Origin of the sequence: Chloracidobacterium sp. (assembly GCA_015075585.1) — a bacterium.
Lineage (GTDB): Bacteria > Acidobacteriota > Blastocatellia > Pyrinomonadales > Pyrinomonadaceae > OLB17.
Genome location: JABTUB010000001.1, coordinates 913,839 through 928,684, shown reverse-complemented (window position 1 = coordinate 928,684; position 14,846 = coordinate 913,839). Strand labels below are relative to the sequence as shown.

Below are 14,846 nucleotides of genomic sequence, written 5' to 3'. Positions count from 1 at the left end.
AGCTGCCTACTCAACCACTGAATTATACTGATTGCGCGGTTCGAAGCGTATGCCGACCTTTGCTCCCGGCACGTAGGTCTCCGCGGCTTGCTGCTCGGGCGTCAAAATGTCAGATGATTCAAAGTCAACTCCGTTGAGCGTATAAACGAAAACGATCACGGTGCCTCCTTCCGCATTACTCTTGCAGTCAATTATTGTGCCTTCGGTTATGCGGCCCGTAGCCAGCAGATGCCGGCGACGCTCGGCCGGATCGACCGTATTCTTTCGTTTAAGTTTGGCGAACAACCCCATACCTGTCATCTAGTCGTCCAGTTCAAGCGGCGGCTTGCCGTACCTCGCCCTTAGTCTATTTGCCGCTGCAAGCACGTTCGGCCGCCCGATTATTCGGGCCTCAAGAGGCCGCTTGCCCGGGAAATCAACCATTATAAGCCCGAGCAGGATCGTAAGAACACCTTGGCCGGGAACACCCGGCAGAGACAATATGATACCGATAATGATGAGAAGCACGCCGAAGATATTCTTCGCGGTCACAGCACCCCATTTGACGAGCCACGGCGTGCCGGGCAGAAAGTCGCGTTCGTAGTGGCTTGAGAAGTAAGCCGCCGGGATCTTTACCATAACGACCCCGATCGCAGCAAAACTGATACCGAGCGAAACGAAAAATAACAGCACGGTAAGCCCGATGCTGCTCCATGTCACTCTCGACCATAGGTCGGCAAGCCATTCGATCATTCCGCCTCCAACCTGCGGAATTCCTTCCAAATAAAGTACATACGATGAATGAGCGTCCAAACCGAGCCGACCGCAAGAACCCAAAGCACCTGCGGCATCCTATTAGCCAAGAAGTGCGTCGAGTTCCAATCCCAAGTGGACAGCGCACCTATGATGAGCAAAACAACCCGCTCGGGCCGCTGCAGAAAACCAACATTCGCCTTTACGCCGAGCCCCTCACTCCTCGCAGTGGTGTAGCTCACCATTACCGAAGCGATCATACCGACGCCGGCAAGAAATACGTTAAGCAGAGAATGCTGCGGCGCGTTCCCCGCATAAAAGATCATAATGCCGAGAAATGCGACCATGTCCGACAGCCTGTCCAAAGTGGAATCAAGGAAGCTGCCGAATTTCGTTACACGCCCCGAAAGCCGCGCAACATTGCCGTCGAGCATGTCGAAAAGATTTGCAACAATAAGGACGATGCCGGCCCAAAAGAACTCGCCAAGCCCAAAGAGCACTCCGCAGCCGATGTTTATTGTTACACCGACGGTTGTCAGGATATTCGGCGAGATGCCTGCAGATGCGAGGGTCCGCACCATCGCATTGATGATGCGTGTCGCTCCGCGTCCGATCTCTGCTCCTAACATTAATTCGCCGGCCTAGCCTTTCTGATGGATCGTCGTAACGCGGGTGATCTCAAAACTGCGAAACCCCGTAACGGTTTTCACGCGGATCTCATCTCCCTCTTCCTTGCCCATCAATGCCGAACCAATGGGCGAAACTGTCGAGATCTTGCCGTTCTCCGGCGAACTCTCCTCGGAGGTTACAAGCTCGTAGGTGACCTTTTCTTCCTTTTGAAGGTCAAAAAGGACAACGACGGAGCCGTACGCTATCCGATCTTCGGGGATCTTTGAGATGTCGATCGATTCGACCTCCATAAGCCTCTGCTGGAGCAGGCTGATGCGTGCCTGCACCATTGATTGCCGCTCTTTTGCCGCTTTATATTCGGCGTTCTCGCTGAGGTCGCCGAACTCTCGCGCGTGCTGAATGACCTTGGGCAATTTATGATGAAGCTCATGCTCGAGTTCGCTGAGTTCCGATCGAAGTTTTTCTTTTACCTCTTCCATAACGCCTTATGCTGTTTGAGTGATCGATTCGAACTCCCTTCCGTCCGCAGTTCTGGACTCGTGCGGAGCACAGAAAGAGATGCCGATGTCGCGGGCCGTGCGGACAAGCTGACCGTCAACAGGTACCGTTTTTATATTTGCAATTGCCTCGGACAGAGGCACCGTAACGATCGAACTTGCATTTAGAGCAACCATCTTGCCGACCTCGCCGTTCGCCAACGCCCTGACGGCACAAGCCCCGAGATTCGTGCCCAATACCCTGTCAAAAGCATTCGGGCTGCCGCCGCGTTGCAGGTGGCCTAACACGACGCAGCGGGACTCTTTACCTGTCAGCTCTTCGATCCGGTTGCGTACATAAACGCCTACGCCGCCAAGGCGCATCGCATCACGGTCTTGGTACATCAGATCCTTGCCTTCTTCGAGTGCGCCTTCGGCAACTACTATGTTCGTAAAGCGCGAACCGCTCTCTTCGCGTTCATGCACCTTTCGGACGATCGATTCAAAGCTGTACGGTATCTCCGGTATCAGAATGATATCAGCACTGCCTGCAAGGCCCGCGTTGAGAGCGATCCAACCCGTGTTGCGGCCCATTACTTCGAGAACCATAATGCGGTCGTGCGAAGCGGCGGTCGTGTGCAGCCTGTCGAGAGCCTCGGTCGCAATATCGATCGCGGTCATAAAACCGAACGTCAGTTCGGTCGCGGCAAGATCGTTATCGATGGTTTTCGGAACACCGACGACCGGAAAGCCGCGTTGATGGAATTGCTCCGCAATAGCAAGCGTCCCTTCACCGCCGATGGCAACGAGAGCATCGATGCCAAGTATATCAAGATTTGCAAGAGCCTCAGAGATCGGCAGCTCAGTAAAATGCGGTTTGCCGTCGATCATTTTGACAAAGCTGCCGCGATTTCGTGTCCCCAATATAGTACCGCCTTTCGGCAGTAGCCCACTGACGCTTTTCGTCGTCAGATTTACTGTGTGCGTCTGGCCGAGTATGCCTTCAAAGCTGTCCTCGATGCCGATACACTTCATTCCATATTCGCCAATTGCTGTACGGACGACCGCACGTATCGCCGCATTCAGGCCCGGAGCATCGCCGCCGCCCGTAAGTATCCCTATCTGCTTATACATAAAAACTCAAAAACCTATCGAATATTTTGCAGGAGAGCGAAACTTTGTACGAGCTTTGCCGCATCGGGCATGGATTGAACCGCCTTTACAACTTGCTGGTCGCCTTCAAGAAGTACCTGGATGCCGGCCTCATTCGAGCAGTTTGCCGTGGCTATCTCTTCGCGGAGCCGCATCTTTGCATATTCGGTTTGAGTACCGATATTATCTGCGGTCAGCCCAACCTCCTTATCGGCGGCCGCAAAGGAACGAAAAGCGTCATACAACTTGTCAGAGACAGCAAACTCGCCGGGTGCAAGCGTCAGTCTGAAATTCTGCCTCTCGACCTTCATCGCTTCGAAACCCGCTACTTTTCCGCCGACAAGCTGCCGGACGAAAAGGAATGCGGCCTCATTTATCCGCGATTTTAATTGGCTGCCTGCGGCCGGCGGAGCAACGATGTCGGGCTCGATGCCTCTGCCGCCATATAGCACGCGTCCGTCCGGCATAGTTACCGGCACACCGACTGGTTTTGGCGGCGCATCAACCGCATCTTCGTCATGCGAGTAATAATCGTAGATCGAGCCGTTGGAATAGTCGCGCTGTAGCGAGCGCCCGTACGGCGTGTAATATCTCGCGGTCGTAAGCGTCATCCCGGTGCCGTACGGAAGCCGGAACACACGCTGAACAAGCCCCTTGCCAAAGCTGTCCGTGCCGACGATCAAGCCTCGACCGTAGTCCTGCATCGCACCCGCGACGATCTCGGACGCCGAAGCCGAACCGCCGTTTATCAACAGGACAAGCGGGAAATTCTCGACCGTGCCGCCGGTCGTCCGCAGTTCGCGCACCGCATCCGAGCGCGATGATTTCACTGAAACCACTGTCTTGCCTGCCGGAATGAAATCGCTGACGATCTCGATCGCCTGTTCTAATATTCCGCCGGGATTGCCGCGAAGATCCAGCAGAAGGCCCTTCATTCCCTGCTTCTTCAATTCGGCGATAGCCGACGCGACCTCTGCCGCGGATGTCTGCTGAAAACCGCCCGTAAACCCGATGTAACCGATATTATTCGGCAGCATGAATGAGTTGCGAACCGAAGGAAGAGGCACTCCGCCGCGAACTATTTCAAAGGCTAGCGGCTGCTGGCTGCCTACGCGTTCGACAGAAACTTTTACTGTCGTGCCGCGCTCACCGCGTACATTCTTTGACAATTCGCTCGCGGTCCAGTCGGTCGCGTCCTTGCCGTCAACGGTCAGAAAGCGATCGCCGTAATGAAGCCCTGCCTTCTCCGCAGGCGTACCGGGAACGATCGACTGTACGTATACACCGTTATGGTGCTGCATTATCGAGACACCGATGCCGTAGAACTGCGACGACTGCTCCTCATCCATCTTCTTAAGTGCCGCTCGGTCAAAGAACGACGAATGCGGATCGAGTGTCCACAGCGTACTCTGCATCGAACTGTCGGTCATTTGCTGGCGATCTATCTTGCCCGCATAATTCGCATCGATCACATCGAGAGCCTCGCCATAGTCTCTAAGGATCTGCTCGCGCGTCACGCCGCTGTCCGATGCCTTCGCCGGCAGACGGCCGCCAAGCCCTCCGACAAGTGCTCCTACGGTGACTAAGATCAACGCAATGATCGGGATACGCCTTTCCATACGATACGCCGCTCGAAACCTAAATTGTAACACAACAGCTCTTTGCAGCCGTGCCGGCGGTCGATCCCATTTGATAATTTACATTTTGGCTGTAAGCCTCTAGTATAAACCGTTCATAGGATGAGCTTTGACCTGTCGATAGTTGTGCCTGCATTTGACGAGGAACTTCGCCTCGCTTCATCGGTTACTGCGATCCTCGAACACATTAACGAACAAAAGATCAATGCCGAGTTGATCGTCGTTGATGACGGCTCCGGCGACAGAACGGCAGATGTCGCACGGACGGCCGCAGCCGCGTTTCCGAATATCGCAACCAACGTGATCCGATATGAAAAGAACCGAGGCAAGGGCTTTGCGGTACGCACGGGCCTGCTTGCGGCAAGTGCAGACCTCGCTCTATTTAGCGACGCAGACCTTTCAACACCGATCGAAGAGATGGACAAGCTGATCGACCCGATACGCAGCGGCAAATGCGACGTTGCATTCGGTTCAAGAGCCATCGACCGCAGGCTTATCGGGACGCATCAGCCGTGGCGGCGCGAGCAAGGCGGCCGCGTAATGAATTTTGTGATTCGAAAGATGTCAGGCCTTGCATTTTCCGACACGCAGTGCGGGTTTAAGGCGTTCAATATGAACAAGTTCCGGCCGCTGCTCGGCTTGATGACGATCGACAGGTTCGGCTTTGATGTAGAATTCTTGTTCGTCGCGAAATATCACGGACTTCGGCTCGCAGAGATCCCGGTACGTTGGAATGATGTTGAAGGCTCAAAAGTTTCCGTATTCCGCGACACCCGACGAATGTTCTCGGAACTTTCGCTCATACGACGCAATGCCAAGAACGGAGCTTACGACCTAGCGGATTAAAGCGCTTTTTGTAACGACCTCCGCGACGCGTTAATATCAGATCATGACCGCACGATTGAATGTAAATATTGATCATGTTGCAACGGTCCGAGAAGCTCGGAAGACGATCGAACCGAGCGTACTCGAAGCTGCGGCCATTTGCGAAAAAGCGGGCGCACACGGCATAACGGTGCATCTTCGCGGTGACAGGCGGCATATCCAAGATCGTGATATCGAGGAGCTTCGCTGTTCCGTAACCACTTACCTGAACTTGGAAATGGCCGCAACGGACGAAATGCTTTCGATCGCAACCACGCTCAAGCCCGACGCAGTTTCACTGGTACCGGAATCGCCGAACGAGGTTACGACCGAGGGCGGCCTCAACGTCCGATCGAATGCGGATACGATATCTGCCGCTTGCAGCATCCTAAAGCACGCAGGCATCCATGCGAGCATCTTTATCGATCCTGACACCGAACAGATCGATGCTGCACACGCGGCGGGAGCCGACCAGATCGAACTTTGCACCGCAGAATATGCGGAGTTGACGCTTGGCGAACGCTCCAATGCACCCGAATGGATGGCAAAGGCTGCGAGTGAAGTTGAACGACTTCGAAATGCGGCTGTCCACGCCGCTTCCAAAGGGCTTGTTGTCGCCGCCGGCCACGGCCTGACGACAATGAATGTGGGCCCGCTTGCCGCGATTTCCGAAATAACCGAATTCAACATCGGCCATCACATAATTTCCCGCTCGATATTCAAAGGCCTTGACGCCGCCGTACGCGAGATGCTCGCGGCGATCGGCTAAGCTTCTTCGGCCGCGATCTCATCCTTTCACAAACCTTCGCTGACGGTTTTGACAGGCCCGTCATCGCTTCAATATACTATTACAAATGAAAACGGCTTTCAATAAGGAAGCCTGATAGAGAGTTCGCGACATCAGGAACGATGTACGAAACGGTAAAGGTGCCGGCCTCAGCCCGCCAATACCGAACAGATATGACAGAAGTGTAATTCGAAACTGAAATCGGATGGATCTTACGAATACTGATCCGCCGGCTCATATTTGGACAAGGAGAACTTATGGAAAGGGTGTCAGAACTCTCTATCATTTTATTTACGATCGCCATATTATCACTCGCCGGCTTTGGCCAAAGCCGATCAATTACGGGAAAAGTGAACGACAGCAACGACGCCGCGATAGCGGGTGCGACCGTTGTCCTGCGTGACAAAAAAACAGGCCTCGAACGCGTAGTATCGACCGATAAGAACGGCGAATTCAGCTTTACTGTCACGGGAAGCGGCCCGTTCGAAGCCGTCGTCTCGGCTGACGGTTTCGGCCGCGTTCAAGCAGATATCGATGCAGGTACAAGGCCGGTTTTCACACTCGAACCGGCAGCGGTCTCAGCGGATGTTGTCGTCGTGTCGGGCTCGCGTCAGGAAGAATTGCGTGAGAGCCTCAGCACAAAGGTTGACGTACTCACTCGCCGCGATATCACAACGACAGGCTACGACTCGGCAGGCGAAGCGTTGCGTGAGGTTCCGGGCGTCATCACTCGACGCGGCTCAGAAACGTCGGGCGTCGCGGGCGAACAGGTGCAAGGCATCGATTCGCGGCAGGTGCTCGTGCTTCTTGACGGCCAACCCGTCGTTGGTGCGCGCGGGATCAAGGGCGGTGTCATCAATCTCGACCGTCAATCGACAGACCGCCTCGAAAGCATCGAGGTCGTCAAAGGCTCCGCGAGTGCTCTTTACGGTTCTGACGCGATCGGCGGCGTAATAAACCTGCGAACGCGCGAACAAACGACGCCGTTCACTGCCAACTTTTCGGCCGCGGCGGGCAGTTACGGCGTATTCGACGGCAAATCGAGCGTCGGTTTTTTGAAAAAGAAGCTAAGCGGCATCTTCAGCCTAGAACGCCATAAGAACAACGGCTTTGACTTCGATCCTTTGACCTTCCAGGCGGAAGGTGCGGGCTTTCACCGCTACGACAGCTACGGACGCTTGAAATACGCGTTCAATGAGCATTTCTCGCTGACCGCGTTCGCGAACAGCTACTGGAACTACGCAAAAGGCCGCGTTATCGGTGAACAAGGCACTCAGACGAACAACGTTAATGATGACTCGCAAAACTACGGATTGACTGCTGATTGGGCTGTCGACGGGCTGACGAACGTGCAGATACGCGGCTATTTCTCGCGCTACGACGAGATCACTCGCGGTGCGCTTTATCCGTCGAACACCGTCTTGCCTGACGGCAATCTTTTCGAGCGGTTCGGCAAGGTCGATGCGACGTTCACGCGTATCATCGGTGATCGAAACCTTTTACAGGCCGGCGTTGAATTTATGACGGATCGTTACAGCGGCCTCAACCGTCTGCGCAACGATGGTGCAAAGGCAAGCACGCGTGTCGCGTGGGCGCAGGACAAGATAAACATCACCGATCGTCTTACACTGACGGTCGGAGCCAGATTTGACAACCATTCGGCCTTTGGCAATGCGTTCTCGCCAAAGGCCGGCGTCAATTTCCGCGTGAATGATTCGATAAGTTTTCGAGCATCGTGGGGCAAAGGCTTTCGTGCACCGGACATCGGCCAGCTTTATTATCGATTCAGCAATCCCGCGGGCTTTTACCAGATCATCGGCAATCCGGGCCTCAGGCCCGAAACGGCGGGTTCGTGGCAGTTGGGCGGAGAATACAACGCACGCAGCCGCAACCTGCACATCGGCGTCAATCTTTTCCGCAACGACGTCCGCAACCTGATCAACTACAGTAATCTAGGCGTTGTAACGACGGGCAATGTAGATGCTGTGCTTGCTGCTAACGGTATTGATCCTGCACTCAAGCATTACCTGATCTACAACGTGATGCTCTTTTACTACAAGAACATTGCGAACGTTTACACGCAGGGTGTCGAATTCGACACCTCGTACAGGCTGCCGCACGGATTCTCCGTCTCGGCGGCGTACACCTATCTTGAAGCGTTCGACCGCAAGACGCATCGTTATCTGACGGGACGCAATCGGCATCACGGCTTTGTGAAGTTCGGGTACGACAACGCGCGTTACGGATTTGATGCGAACCTGCGCGGCTCGCTTTACAGCAAATGGATCGCATCGCGTGTCGAATCGACGAACGCGGAAACCATCGTGCCTGCGTTCCAACTGTGGGACCTTTACGCGGCGAAGCGTCTGCGAAAAGGTTTTGAGTTGTACGGAACCGTCGAGAACTTGTTCAATGACCGCGATCCGAACCGCGGCCAACCGACGCAGCAGCGGCTCGAGGTCGGCAGAACGTTCCGCGTCGGCATCCGTTGGACATACGACCGGAAACAATAGGCGCGGCAAAACTTCGTAGGAAGTGACCTCGCCTGAATGTTCCCCTCTTATTCGATGAATTGCCGCCGGCCTTAGCTGGTGGTTAACGGAAGTCGGAAACTCTTCGGCTTTAGCCCGGATCATTTCGGCTAAAGCCGAAGGTCATTCTGACATTCTTACCCACGCACTAAAGTGCGTGGCAATTCAAAAAAAATTAAGGTTGTATTTTTCAATACAGCACTCTGGAGGTTTCAAAGTCTCTACGTAGAACGATCGCTAGGCAAGAAATTCGGCTCGAATAATTTGATTTGTCGTTAAAAACGTTTGTGGTACTATCTACCCATTTAAAATGGATAAAACGGACGATATTTATCAAATTCTCGAATTACTGTCTTACGTTGCGATGTTCGTCGCAGGTGCGTTAGTTGCAGTCAAGTTTATGCGCAAGCTGGTGATATCGCTTCGTTACGGATTACAGCTCTCTGTTCGGCTAAAAAACAAGGGGTTATTAGCGACTAATATACCTGCAAAAAGGTATTTAAAGACGATCTTGTCATCCGCCGTTTTAACGATAATATCGATCTTGGCAATCTTATGGATAATGCCAAATTTTCTGAACGCCTTTCTTCTTGGACTCGCTATATTTATCTTAACGTTTACCCACGAGGAGGAAATTTACAACCATTCAAATTTTGTCGATTATGTAAGATCAAATTCTGAATATTTTACAGTAGATCGCGAAAGCTCTCCTTTTGCCATCTTCGATTGTTCTAATCTTCGATACACGTATGAAAGCGCGAGCGACCAACTTTTTGTTAGAAGTTTAGGTGAGTTGGTTAGTAATCTTTTAGGGTCATGACTAGTTAAGTCATAGTTCTTTGACAACATTTAAGAGAATTGAGTAAAGATTTTGTTGTCTGTAATTGAATCTAAACTCACATTCTTTTAGGTGCAAGTAGAAGGTAGATTTTCGCATACCGCGGAACTTCACGAGACGGACTTTCGCATAGCCCCAGAAGCTTTCGATGCCGTTGATGTGATTGGTGCCGAGGGCGAAAACATCCTTGCTGTGGTCGATGCGGTAATGCTTTTTGTAACCAAGATCGACCAGCGAATGATAGGCACGAAAGCCGTCTGTATGGACGGTCGAAGTCTTATTCACCTTGCCTTCTAAAATAGCGTAAAGCGTTTTACGAGAGCAGTTAGGAACAATCTCGGTATAGACTTTGCCGTTTCGTTTGTAGATACCGAAAACGATCGTTTTCCCGTATGCTCCGCGTCCTCGCTTTCCGCGAACTCTTCTTGCACCAAAGTATGATTCGTCCAGCTCGACCACTCCTGAAAACGGAGATTCGCTTTCACAGAAAGCTGCCACCGACTCACGAATCTTTTTCAAATATCTGTTCACCGTGTTCCGGTTCAAACCCGTCAATTCGGTGATCTGTGATGCCGTCAGATCAAGTGAAAAATACTTCAATATCTGACGAAATTTTGCTCTCGAAATTCGAGAACGCTTTAGTATCTTGTAACTACCTGTCATTACTAGCGTTATCCTACTATAAAGGATGTTTAACTAGTCATGACCCATCTTTTATTTTACGGTGCATTTGCGGTTATCATAATTAATGGCGTTTTGTTTTCGTTGGGAATCGCGATAGCGTGGGCCATTTGCTTTTCATTCTTCGTTGTTCTGAACACTGTCGATATTACAATGCGAGAGCTATATCGATCAATTTCGTCGATACCTGCGATCTCGTTGATATTGGATAAGGACGGATCAAACCCAGACGAATATGGGCGAATCCAATGGAAAGAAAGCCTATGGTTCGGTGCGGTAGCGATAACGCGTTTGATTGAGACTGCCGGAGTTGTATTCTACTTTTACATTCTGTATCGGACTTTCTTCCGAACCTGACATCGCGTAAATTGCAGAGTAATCGCAAAAAAAGAATTTCGGCTAAAGCCGAAGGCACTTTGCAAATTCTTACCCACGCACTAAAGTGCGTGGCAATTCGACTAAAGTGCGTGGCAATTCGACTAAAGTGCGCGGCAATTCGAATATTCTCGCAGTAGCAAATTACGCTATTTAAGCAGCGGTTTGAGGGCTTGGCCCGTGTAGCTTTTTCGGACGCGGGCGACCTCTTCCGGTGTGCCGTATGCGACGACGTTGCCGCCGCCCGCACCTCCTTCGGGGCCTAGGTCGATTATCATATCTGCGGACTTGATGACGTCGAGATTGTGCTCGATGACGATGACCGTGTTGCCCGTATCGACAAGTTTCTGCAAAACATCGAGCAGTTTATGCACATCGGCGAAATGCAGCCCCGTAGTAGGTTCGTCGAGGATGTAGATCGTCTTGCCCGTCGCACGTTTTGAGAGTTCTTTTGCCAACTTTATCCGCTGAGCCTCGCCGCCGGAGAGCGTTGTTGACGACTGGCCGATCTTTACGTAGCCCAGGCCGACATCAAGCAGCGTTTCGAGCTTGTTCTTGATCGCCGGAACGTTCTCAAGTATCGGCAGTGCGTCCTCGATCGTCGTATCAAGCAGATCGGCGATCGAAAGCCCTTTGTATTTCACCGCGAGCGTCTCGCGGTTGTAGCGCTTGCCGCGGCACACGTCGCACATCACGTAAACATCGGGCAGGAAGCTCATTTCGATGCGTTTCAGGCCGTCGCCTTCGCATGCTTCGCAGCGGCCGCCCTTCACGTTAAAGGAGAACCGCCCCGCTTTGTAGCCGCGTGCACGCGATTCGGGCAGCATCGCGTACAGGTCGCGGATGTGCGTGAACAATCCGGTGAATGTTGCCGGATTCGATCTCGGCGTCCTGCCGATGGGCTTCTGGTCGATCTCGATCACTTTATCGACAAGCTCGAGCCCTTCGACGCTTTTGTGTTCGAGCGGCACCGACGAAGTACCGTAAATGTGGCCGTGAAGCACGGGAAAAAGTATCTCTTCGACGAGCGTGGATTTGCCCGAACCCGACACGCCCGTTACGACGATAAGCAAGCCGAGCGGAAATTCGACATCGATGTTCTTGAGATTATGGCCGCGTGCACCCTTAACCTTTAGGCGAATGCCGTTCGGCAGACGGCGCAGCTCCGGCACTTCGATCTTCAGCTCGCCGCGCAGGTACTTGCCCGTCAGCGTGTCGCTCTTTGCGATATGTTCGGCGGTGCCTTCTGCGACGATGGCTCCGCCGTTCGTTCCCGCTTGCGGTCCGAGATCGACGACGTGGTCGGCGTTCAGGATCGTCTCTTCGTCGTGCTCGACGACTAGCACGGTGTTACCGAGGTCGCGAAGCTGATGCAGCGTGTCGAGAAGCCGTTTATTGTCGCGCGGATGCAGCCCGATCGACGGTTCGTCGAGAACATACAGCACACCGCGAAGCTGCGAACCGATCTGCGTCGCAAGCCGGATCCGCTGGCCTTCTCCGCCGGAAAGCGTTGCGGAACCGCGGCCCAACGTCAAATAACCGAGGCCGACGGTATCGAGAAAACGCAGCCGATCGCGGATCTCTTTGAGCACTTGGCCTGCGATCAGATCTTCCCTCTTCGTCAGCTTTATGTTCTCCAACTTTTTTACCGCGTCGCTTATCGGCATTTCGACCAGCTCTGTAATGCCGATACCCGCAACCTTTACCGCAAGGCTCTCTTTACGCAGTCGTGCGCCCGCACATTCAGGACACCGCATCGGCTCAATGAGTTGTTCAAGCGCATCCTTGATCTTGTCTGACGGAGGATTTTCGATGCGTTCACGCATCGCACGCATGGCACCTCGCCAGTCGCGTTCGAACTTGTGCTCGCCGTGTCGGAAAGTCAATCTTTTCCGCGTGCCGTCAAAGAATGCTCCTTGTATCGCCTGCGGAAGGTCTTTGAACGGCGTGCGCATCAGCTCATCGAAATCATTCCCGAGCGGCACATCTTTAACTTTGCGGCGCCGTGTCTTCCCGGTCTTTTCACGCCCCGTCGGCGGCTCCAGCTTGTCGCCGCACGTGAATTTTTCAATGATCGCAACAAGTGCGGAGCTCAAGAACGCGGCGCCCATCTTATCGGCTCCGCGAAGAAAGTCGATCTCGCTTGGATTCTTCGTCGTGTCGGGAATGATCTTCGCCCTGTCGATCTCCATTACTGTGCCGATACCGAGACAGCGTTTACAGGCACCGAACGGCGTGTTGAATGAGAATGAACGCGGCTCGAGCGGAGCGATGTTTATCCCGCAGTTAACGCAGGCCATCTTCTCGCTGAATAGTTCTTCGTCGCCGTCAACGATCGAAACAAGCACCGCTCCGTCGGTCAGCTTCAACGCCGTCCTGACAGAGGCGATAAGGCGTTCGCGCACATCGGGCTTTATCAAAAGCCGATCGACAACGACCTCGATCGTGTGATTCTTACGCTTATCAAGGACGATCGGTTCATCGAGTTGGCGTATCACGCCGTCGATCCTCGCGCGGATAAAGCCGTCGCGGTGCAGCTTATCAAGTTCCTTTTTGAATTCGCCCTTGCGGCCGCGCACTATCGGAGCGAGTATCATTGCACGCTCGCCCTCCGGAAGCTCTGTAATGCGATCAACGATCTGATCGACCGTTTGCCTTGTGATCGGTGCCCCGCACTGCGGGCAATGCGACGTGCCGACCGACGAATAAAGAAGCCGCAGAAAATCGTAGATCTCGGTAACCGTGCCAACCGTCGAACGCGGGCTGCGTGAAACGGTCTTTTGCTCGATCGAAATGGCCGGCGAAAGCCCTTCGATCGAATCGACATCCGGTTTTTCGAGTTGGTCGAGGAATTGACGCGCGTAAGCCGACAGCGATTCGACATAACGCCGCTGGCCTTCGGCATATATGGTGTCGAATGCGAGTGACGATTTGCCGCTGCCCGAAAGGCCGGTTATCACCACGAACTTATCACGCGGGATATCGACATCAATGTTCTTCAGATTGTGCTGGCGTGCTCCACGCACGCTTATCTGCTTGATCATCACGTAAGACAACGTCCGGAGGCTAAGCCGAAACCTTTATCTTACCAAAATGAGATTGACGCTGCTAATGGCCGCGAAACCGGCCTATACGAAATGCATAACGGCAAAGAAAGCAGTGATCGAGATGGCGATCCAAAGGGCGATGCCTTCGACGAGTGGCCCGACGCCGACCTTTCGGATAACATCGCGCGAAAGACTTGCTCCGATAAAGAAAAGTGTCAGCACAAAACCGGCCTTGGCAAGATTGACGAGCGAATCAAAAATGCTCGGCGGAAGCTTTGCCGGTGCAATGCTTCGGACGACAGTTGCCGCCAGAAAAAGTACAATGAACCACGGCATCGCGAATTTCGCCTTCTTGCCTGATGACCTGTCGTGGAAAAGATAAGCGAATATCAACGCGACCGGAGCTATCCAAAGAGCCCTCGCAAGCTTGACCGTTGTGGCGATCGCAAGTGCCGCATCACCGTAGGACGATGCCGCGCCGACGACCGAGCTTGTATCGTGGATCGCCACTGCCGACCACATTCCGAACTGCTCCTGCGACATCGTAAAAAAGTGGCCGAAAGCCGGAAAGATGAAAAGAGCGAGGCTGTTGAGGATAAAGACCGTGCCGATCGAAACGGTCATTTCATCATTGTCGGCATCTATTGCAGGGCCGACCGCGGCGATCGCCGAACCACCGCAGATCGCGGTTCCTGCTGAAATGAGCGCAGAGGTCTTCCGCTCAACACCCAAGAGCCTGCCGAGAAGCGTACCGAGAAGCAGCGTTCCGACGATCGTCGCGACCGCGAACACGATACCTTCACGGCCCGCCTTAAGTACGGCAAAAATGTCCATACCGAAGCCCAGCAGAACTACGGAGGCCTGGAGCAGATACTTCGTGGGTTTGCCTTGGATCTGCGGAAAAGGATTTCCGAATGCAAGAGCGCATACGAGGCCCAACGCAAGCGCTAAAGGCGCCGAACCCCATGGGCTAAGCGACAGAATAACGAACAGGATGAATACAACCCGCTTCCATTTCATCGTTCAATAGACTAGAAATATCGACGGCAAATGTAAACGGGCATTGATAACATTGCAAGTGTACGGCCATGCCCAC

General features: G+C 53.3%; 12 protein-coding genes. 3 read left to right on the top strand and 9 right to left on the bottom strand.

Going from position 1 to position 14,846, the window contains the following annotated elements:
* Nucleotides 1–6: 6 nt before the first annotated feature.
* Genes HS105_04215 through HS105_04190 form a run of 6 tightly spaced genes read right to left on the bottom strand, consistent with a single transcriptional unit; the run spans nt 7 to nt 4,609 of the window.
* The gene (locus HS105_04215) at nt 7–300 is read right to left on the bottom strand and encodes a hypothetical protein (GenBank protein MBE7515804.1); all 294 of its coding nucleotides are present in this window, start codon (nt 298–300) and stop codon (nt 7–9) included.
* Complete coding sequence (locus HS105_04210) at nt 301–732, bottom strand: hypothetical protein (GenBank protein ID MBE7515803.1); 432 nt, start codon at nt 730–732, stop codon at nt 301–303. It lies immediately after the preceding gene.
* Nucleotides 729–1,361 carry a CDP-alcohol phosphatidyltransferase family protein gene (locus HS105_04205; protein MBE7515802.1) on the bottom strand — a complete coding sequence of 211 codons (633 nt, stop codon included), beginning with the start codon at nt 1,359–1,361 and terminating at the stop codon, nt 729–731. The genes HS105_04210 and HS105_04205 overlap by 4 nt, the downstream gene beginning before the upstream one ends.
* Nucleotides 1,362–1,373: 12 nt before the next feature.
* Complete coding sequence (locus HS105_04200; GenBank protein ID MBE7515801.1) at nt 1,374–1,841, bottom strand: transcription elongation factor GreA; 468 nt, start codon at nt 1,839–1,841, stop codon at nt 1,374–1,376.
* 6 nt (nt 1,842–1,847) lie between these two features.
* On the bottom strand, nt 1,848–2,972 hold the full coding sequence (locus HS105_04195) for an ATP-dependent 6-phosphofructokinase (GenBank protein ID MBE7515800.1): 1,125 nt from the start codon (nt 2,970–2,972) through the stop codon (nt 1,848–1,850).
* Between the two features lie 14 nt (nt 2,973–2,986).
* Nucleotides 2,987–4,609, bottom strand: a complete 1,623-nt coding sequence (locus tag HS105_04190; protein MBE7515799.1) for a S41 family peptidase — start codon at nt 4,607–4,609, stop codon at nt 2,987–2,989.
* Between the two features lie 120 nt (nt 4,610–4,729).
* Between HS105_04190 and HS105_04185 the strand changes: the two genes are divergently transcribed.
* From HS105_04185 to HS105_04175, 3 genes are all read left to right on the top strand, one after another.
* Nucleotides 4,730–5,473, top strand: a complete 744-nt coding sequence (locus HS105_04185) for a glycosyltransferase family 2 protein (GenBank protein ID MBE7515798.1) — start codon at nt 4,730–4,732, stop codon at nt 5,471–5,473.
* Between the two features lie 43 nt (nt 5,474–5,516).
* Nucleotides 5,517–6,260, top strand: a complete 744-nt coding sequence (locus tag HS105_04180; GenBank protein MBE7515797.1) for a pyridoxine 5'-phosphate synthase — start codon at nt 5,517–5,519, stop codon at nt 6,258–6,260.
* 275 nt (nt 6,261–6,535) lie between these two features.
* The gene (locus HS105_04175) at nt 6,536–8,791 is read left to right on the top strand and encodes a TonB-dependent receptor (protein ID MBE7515796.1); all 2,256 of its coding nucleotides are present in this window, start codon (nt 6,536–6,538) and stop codon (nt 8,789–8,791) included.
* A gap of 847 nt (nt 8,792–9,638) precedes the next feature.
* Here the strand turns inward: HS105_04175 and HS105_04170 are convergent.
* The 3 genes from HS105_04170 to HS105_04160 all read right to left on the bottom strand — a co-directional run bounded on the left by HS105_04170 (nt 9,639) and on the right by HS105_04160 (nt 14,770).
* Nucleotides 9,639–10,310, bottom strand: coding sequence for an IS1595 family transposase (locus tag HS105_04170; protein MBE7515795.1), 672 nt, complete (start codon nt 10,308–10,310; stop codon nt 9,639–9,641).
* Nucleotides 10,311–10,852: 542 nt separating this feature from the next.
* Nucleotides 10,853–13,747 carry an excinuclease ABC subunit UvrA gene (gene uvrA, locus HS105_04165; protein ID MBE7515794.1) on the bottom strand — a complete coding sequence of 965 codons (2,895 nt, stop codon included), beginning with the start codon at nt 13,745–13,747 and terminating at the stop codon, nt 10,853–10,855.
* A gap of 84 nt (nt 13,748–13,831) precedes the next feature.
* The gene (locus HS105_04160) at nt 13,832–14,770 is read right to left on the bottom strand and encodes a putative sulfate exporter family transporter (GenBank protein MBE7515793.1); all 939 of its coding nucleotides are present in this window, start codon (nt 14,768–14,770) and stop codon (nt 13,832–13,834) included.
* Nucleotides 14,771–14,846: the final 76 nt, after the last annotated feature.

Excerpts from the sequence above, each read along its gene's own strand:
- HS105_04190 (MBE7515799.1), bottom strand. The coding sequence starts at position 4,609 with ATGGAAAGGCGTATCCCGATCATTGCGTTGATCTTAGTCACCGTAGGA.
- HS105_04170 (MBE7515795.1), bottom strand. The coding sequence starts at position 10,310 with ATGACAGGTAGTTACAAGATACTAAAGCGTTCTCGAATTTCGAGAGCA.
- uvrA (MBE7515794.1), bottom strand. The coding sequence starts at position 13,747 with ATGATCAAGCAGATAAGCGTGCGTGGAGCACGCCAGCACAATCTGAAG.
- HS105_04180 (MBE7515797.1), top strand. The coding sequence starts at position 5,517 with ATGACCGCACGATTGAATGTAAATATTGATCATGTTGCAACGGTCCGA.
- HS105_04210 (MBE7515803.1), bottom strand. The coding sequence starts at position 732 with ATGATCGAATGGCTTGCCGACCTATGGTCGAGAGTGACATGGAGCAGC.
- HS105_04185 (MBE7515798.1), top strand. The coding sequence starts at position 4,730 with ATGAGCTTTGACCTGTCGATAGTTGTGCCTGCATTTGACGAGGAACTT.
- HS105_04215 (MBE7515804.1), bottom strand. The coding sequence starts at position 300 with ATGACAGGTATGGGGTTGTTCGCCAAACTTAAACGAAAGAATACGGTC.
- HS105_04205 (MBE7515802.1), bottom strand. The coding sequence starts at position 1,361 with ATGTTAGGAGCAGAGATCGGACGCGGAGCGACACGCATCATCAATGCG.
- HS105_04200 (MBE7515801.1), bottom strand. The coding sequence starts at position 1,841 with ATGGAAGAGGTAAAAGAAAAACTTCGATCGGAACTCAGCGAACTCGAG.
- HS105_04160 (MBE7515793.1), bottom strand. The coding sequence starts at position 14,770 with ATGAAATGGAAGCGGGTTGTATTCATCCTGTTCGTTATTCTGTCGCTT.
- HS105_04175 (MBE7515796.1), top strand. The coding sequence starts at position 6,536 with ATGGAAAGGGTGTCAGAACTCTCTATCATTTTATTTACGATCGCCATA.
- HS105_04195 (MBE7515800.1), bottom strand. The coding sequence starts at position 2,972 with ATGTATAAGCAGATAGGGATACTTACGGGCGGCGGCGATGCTCCGGGC.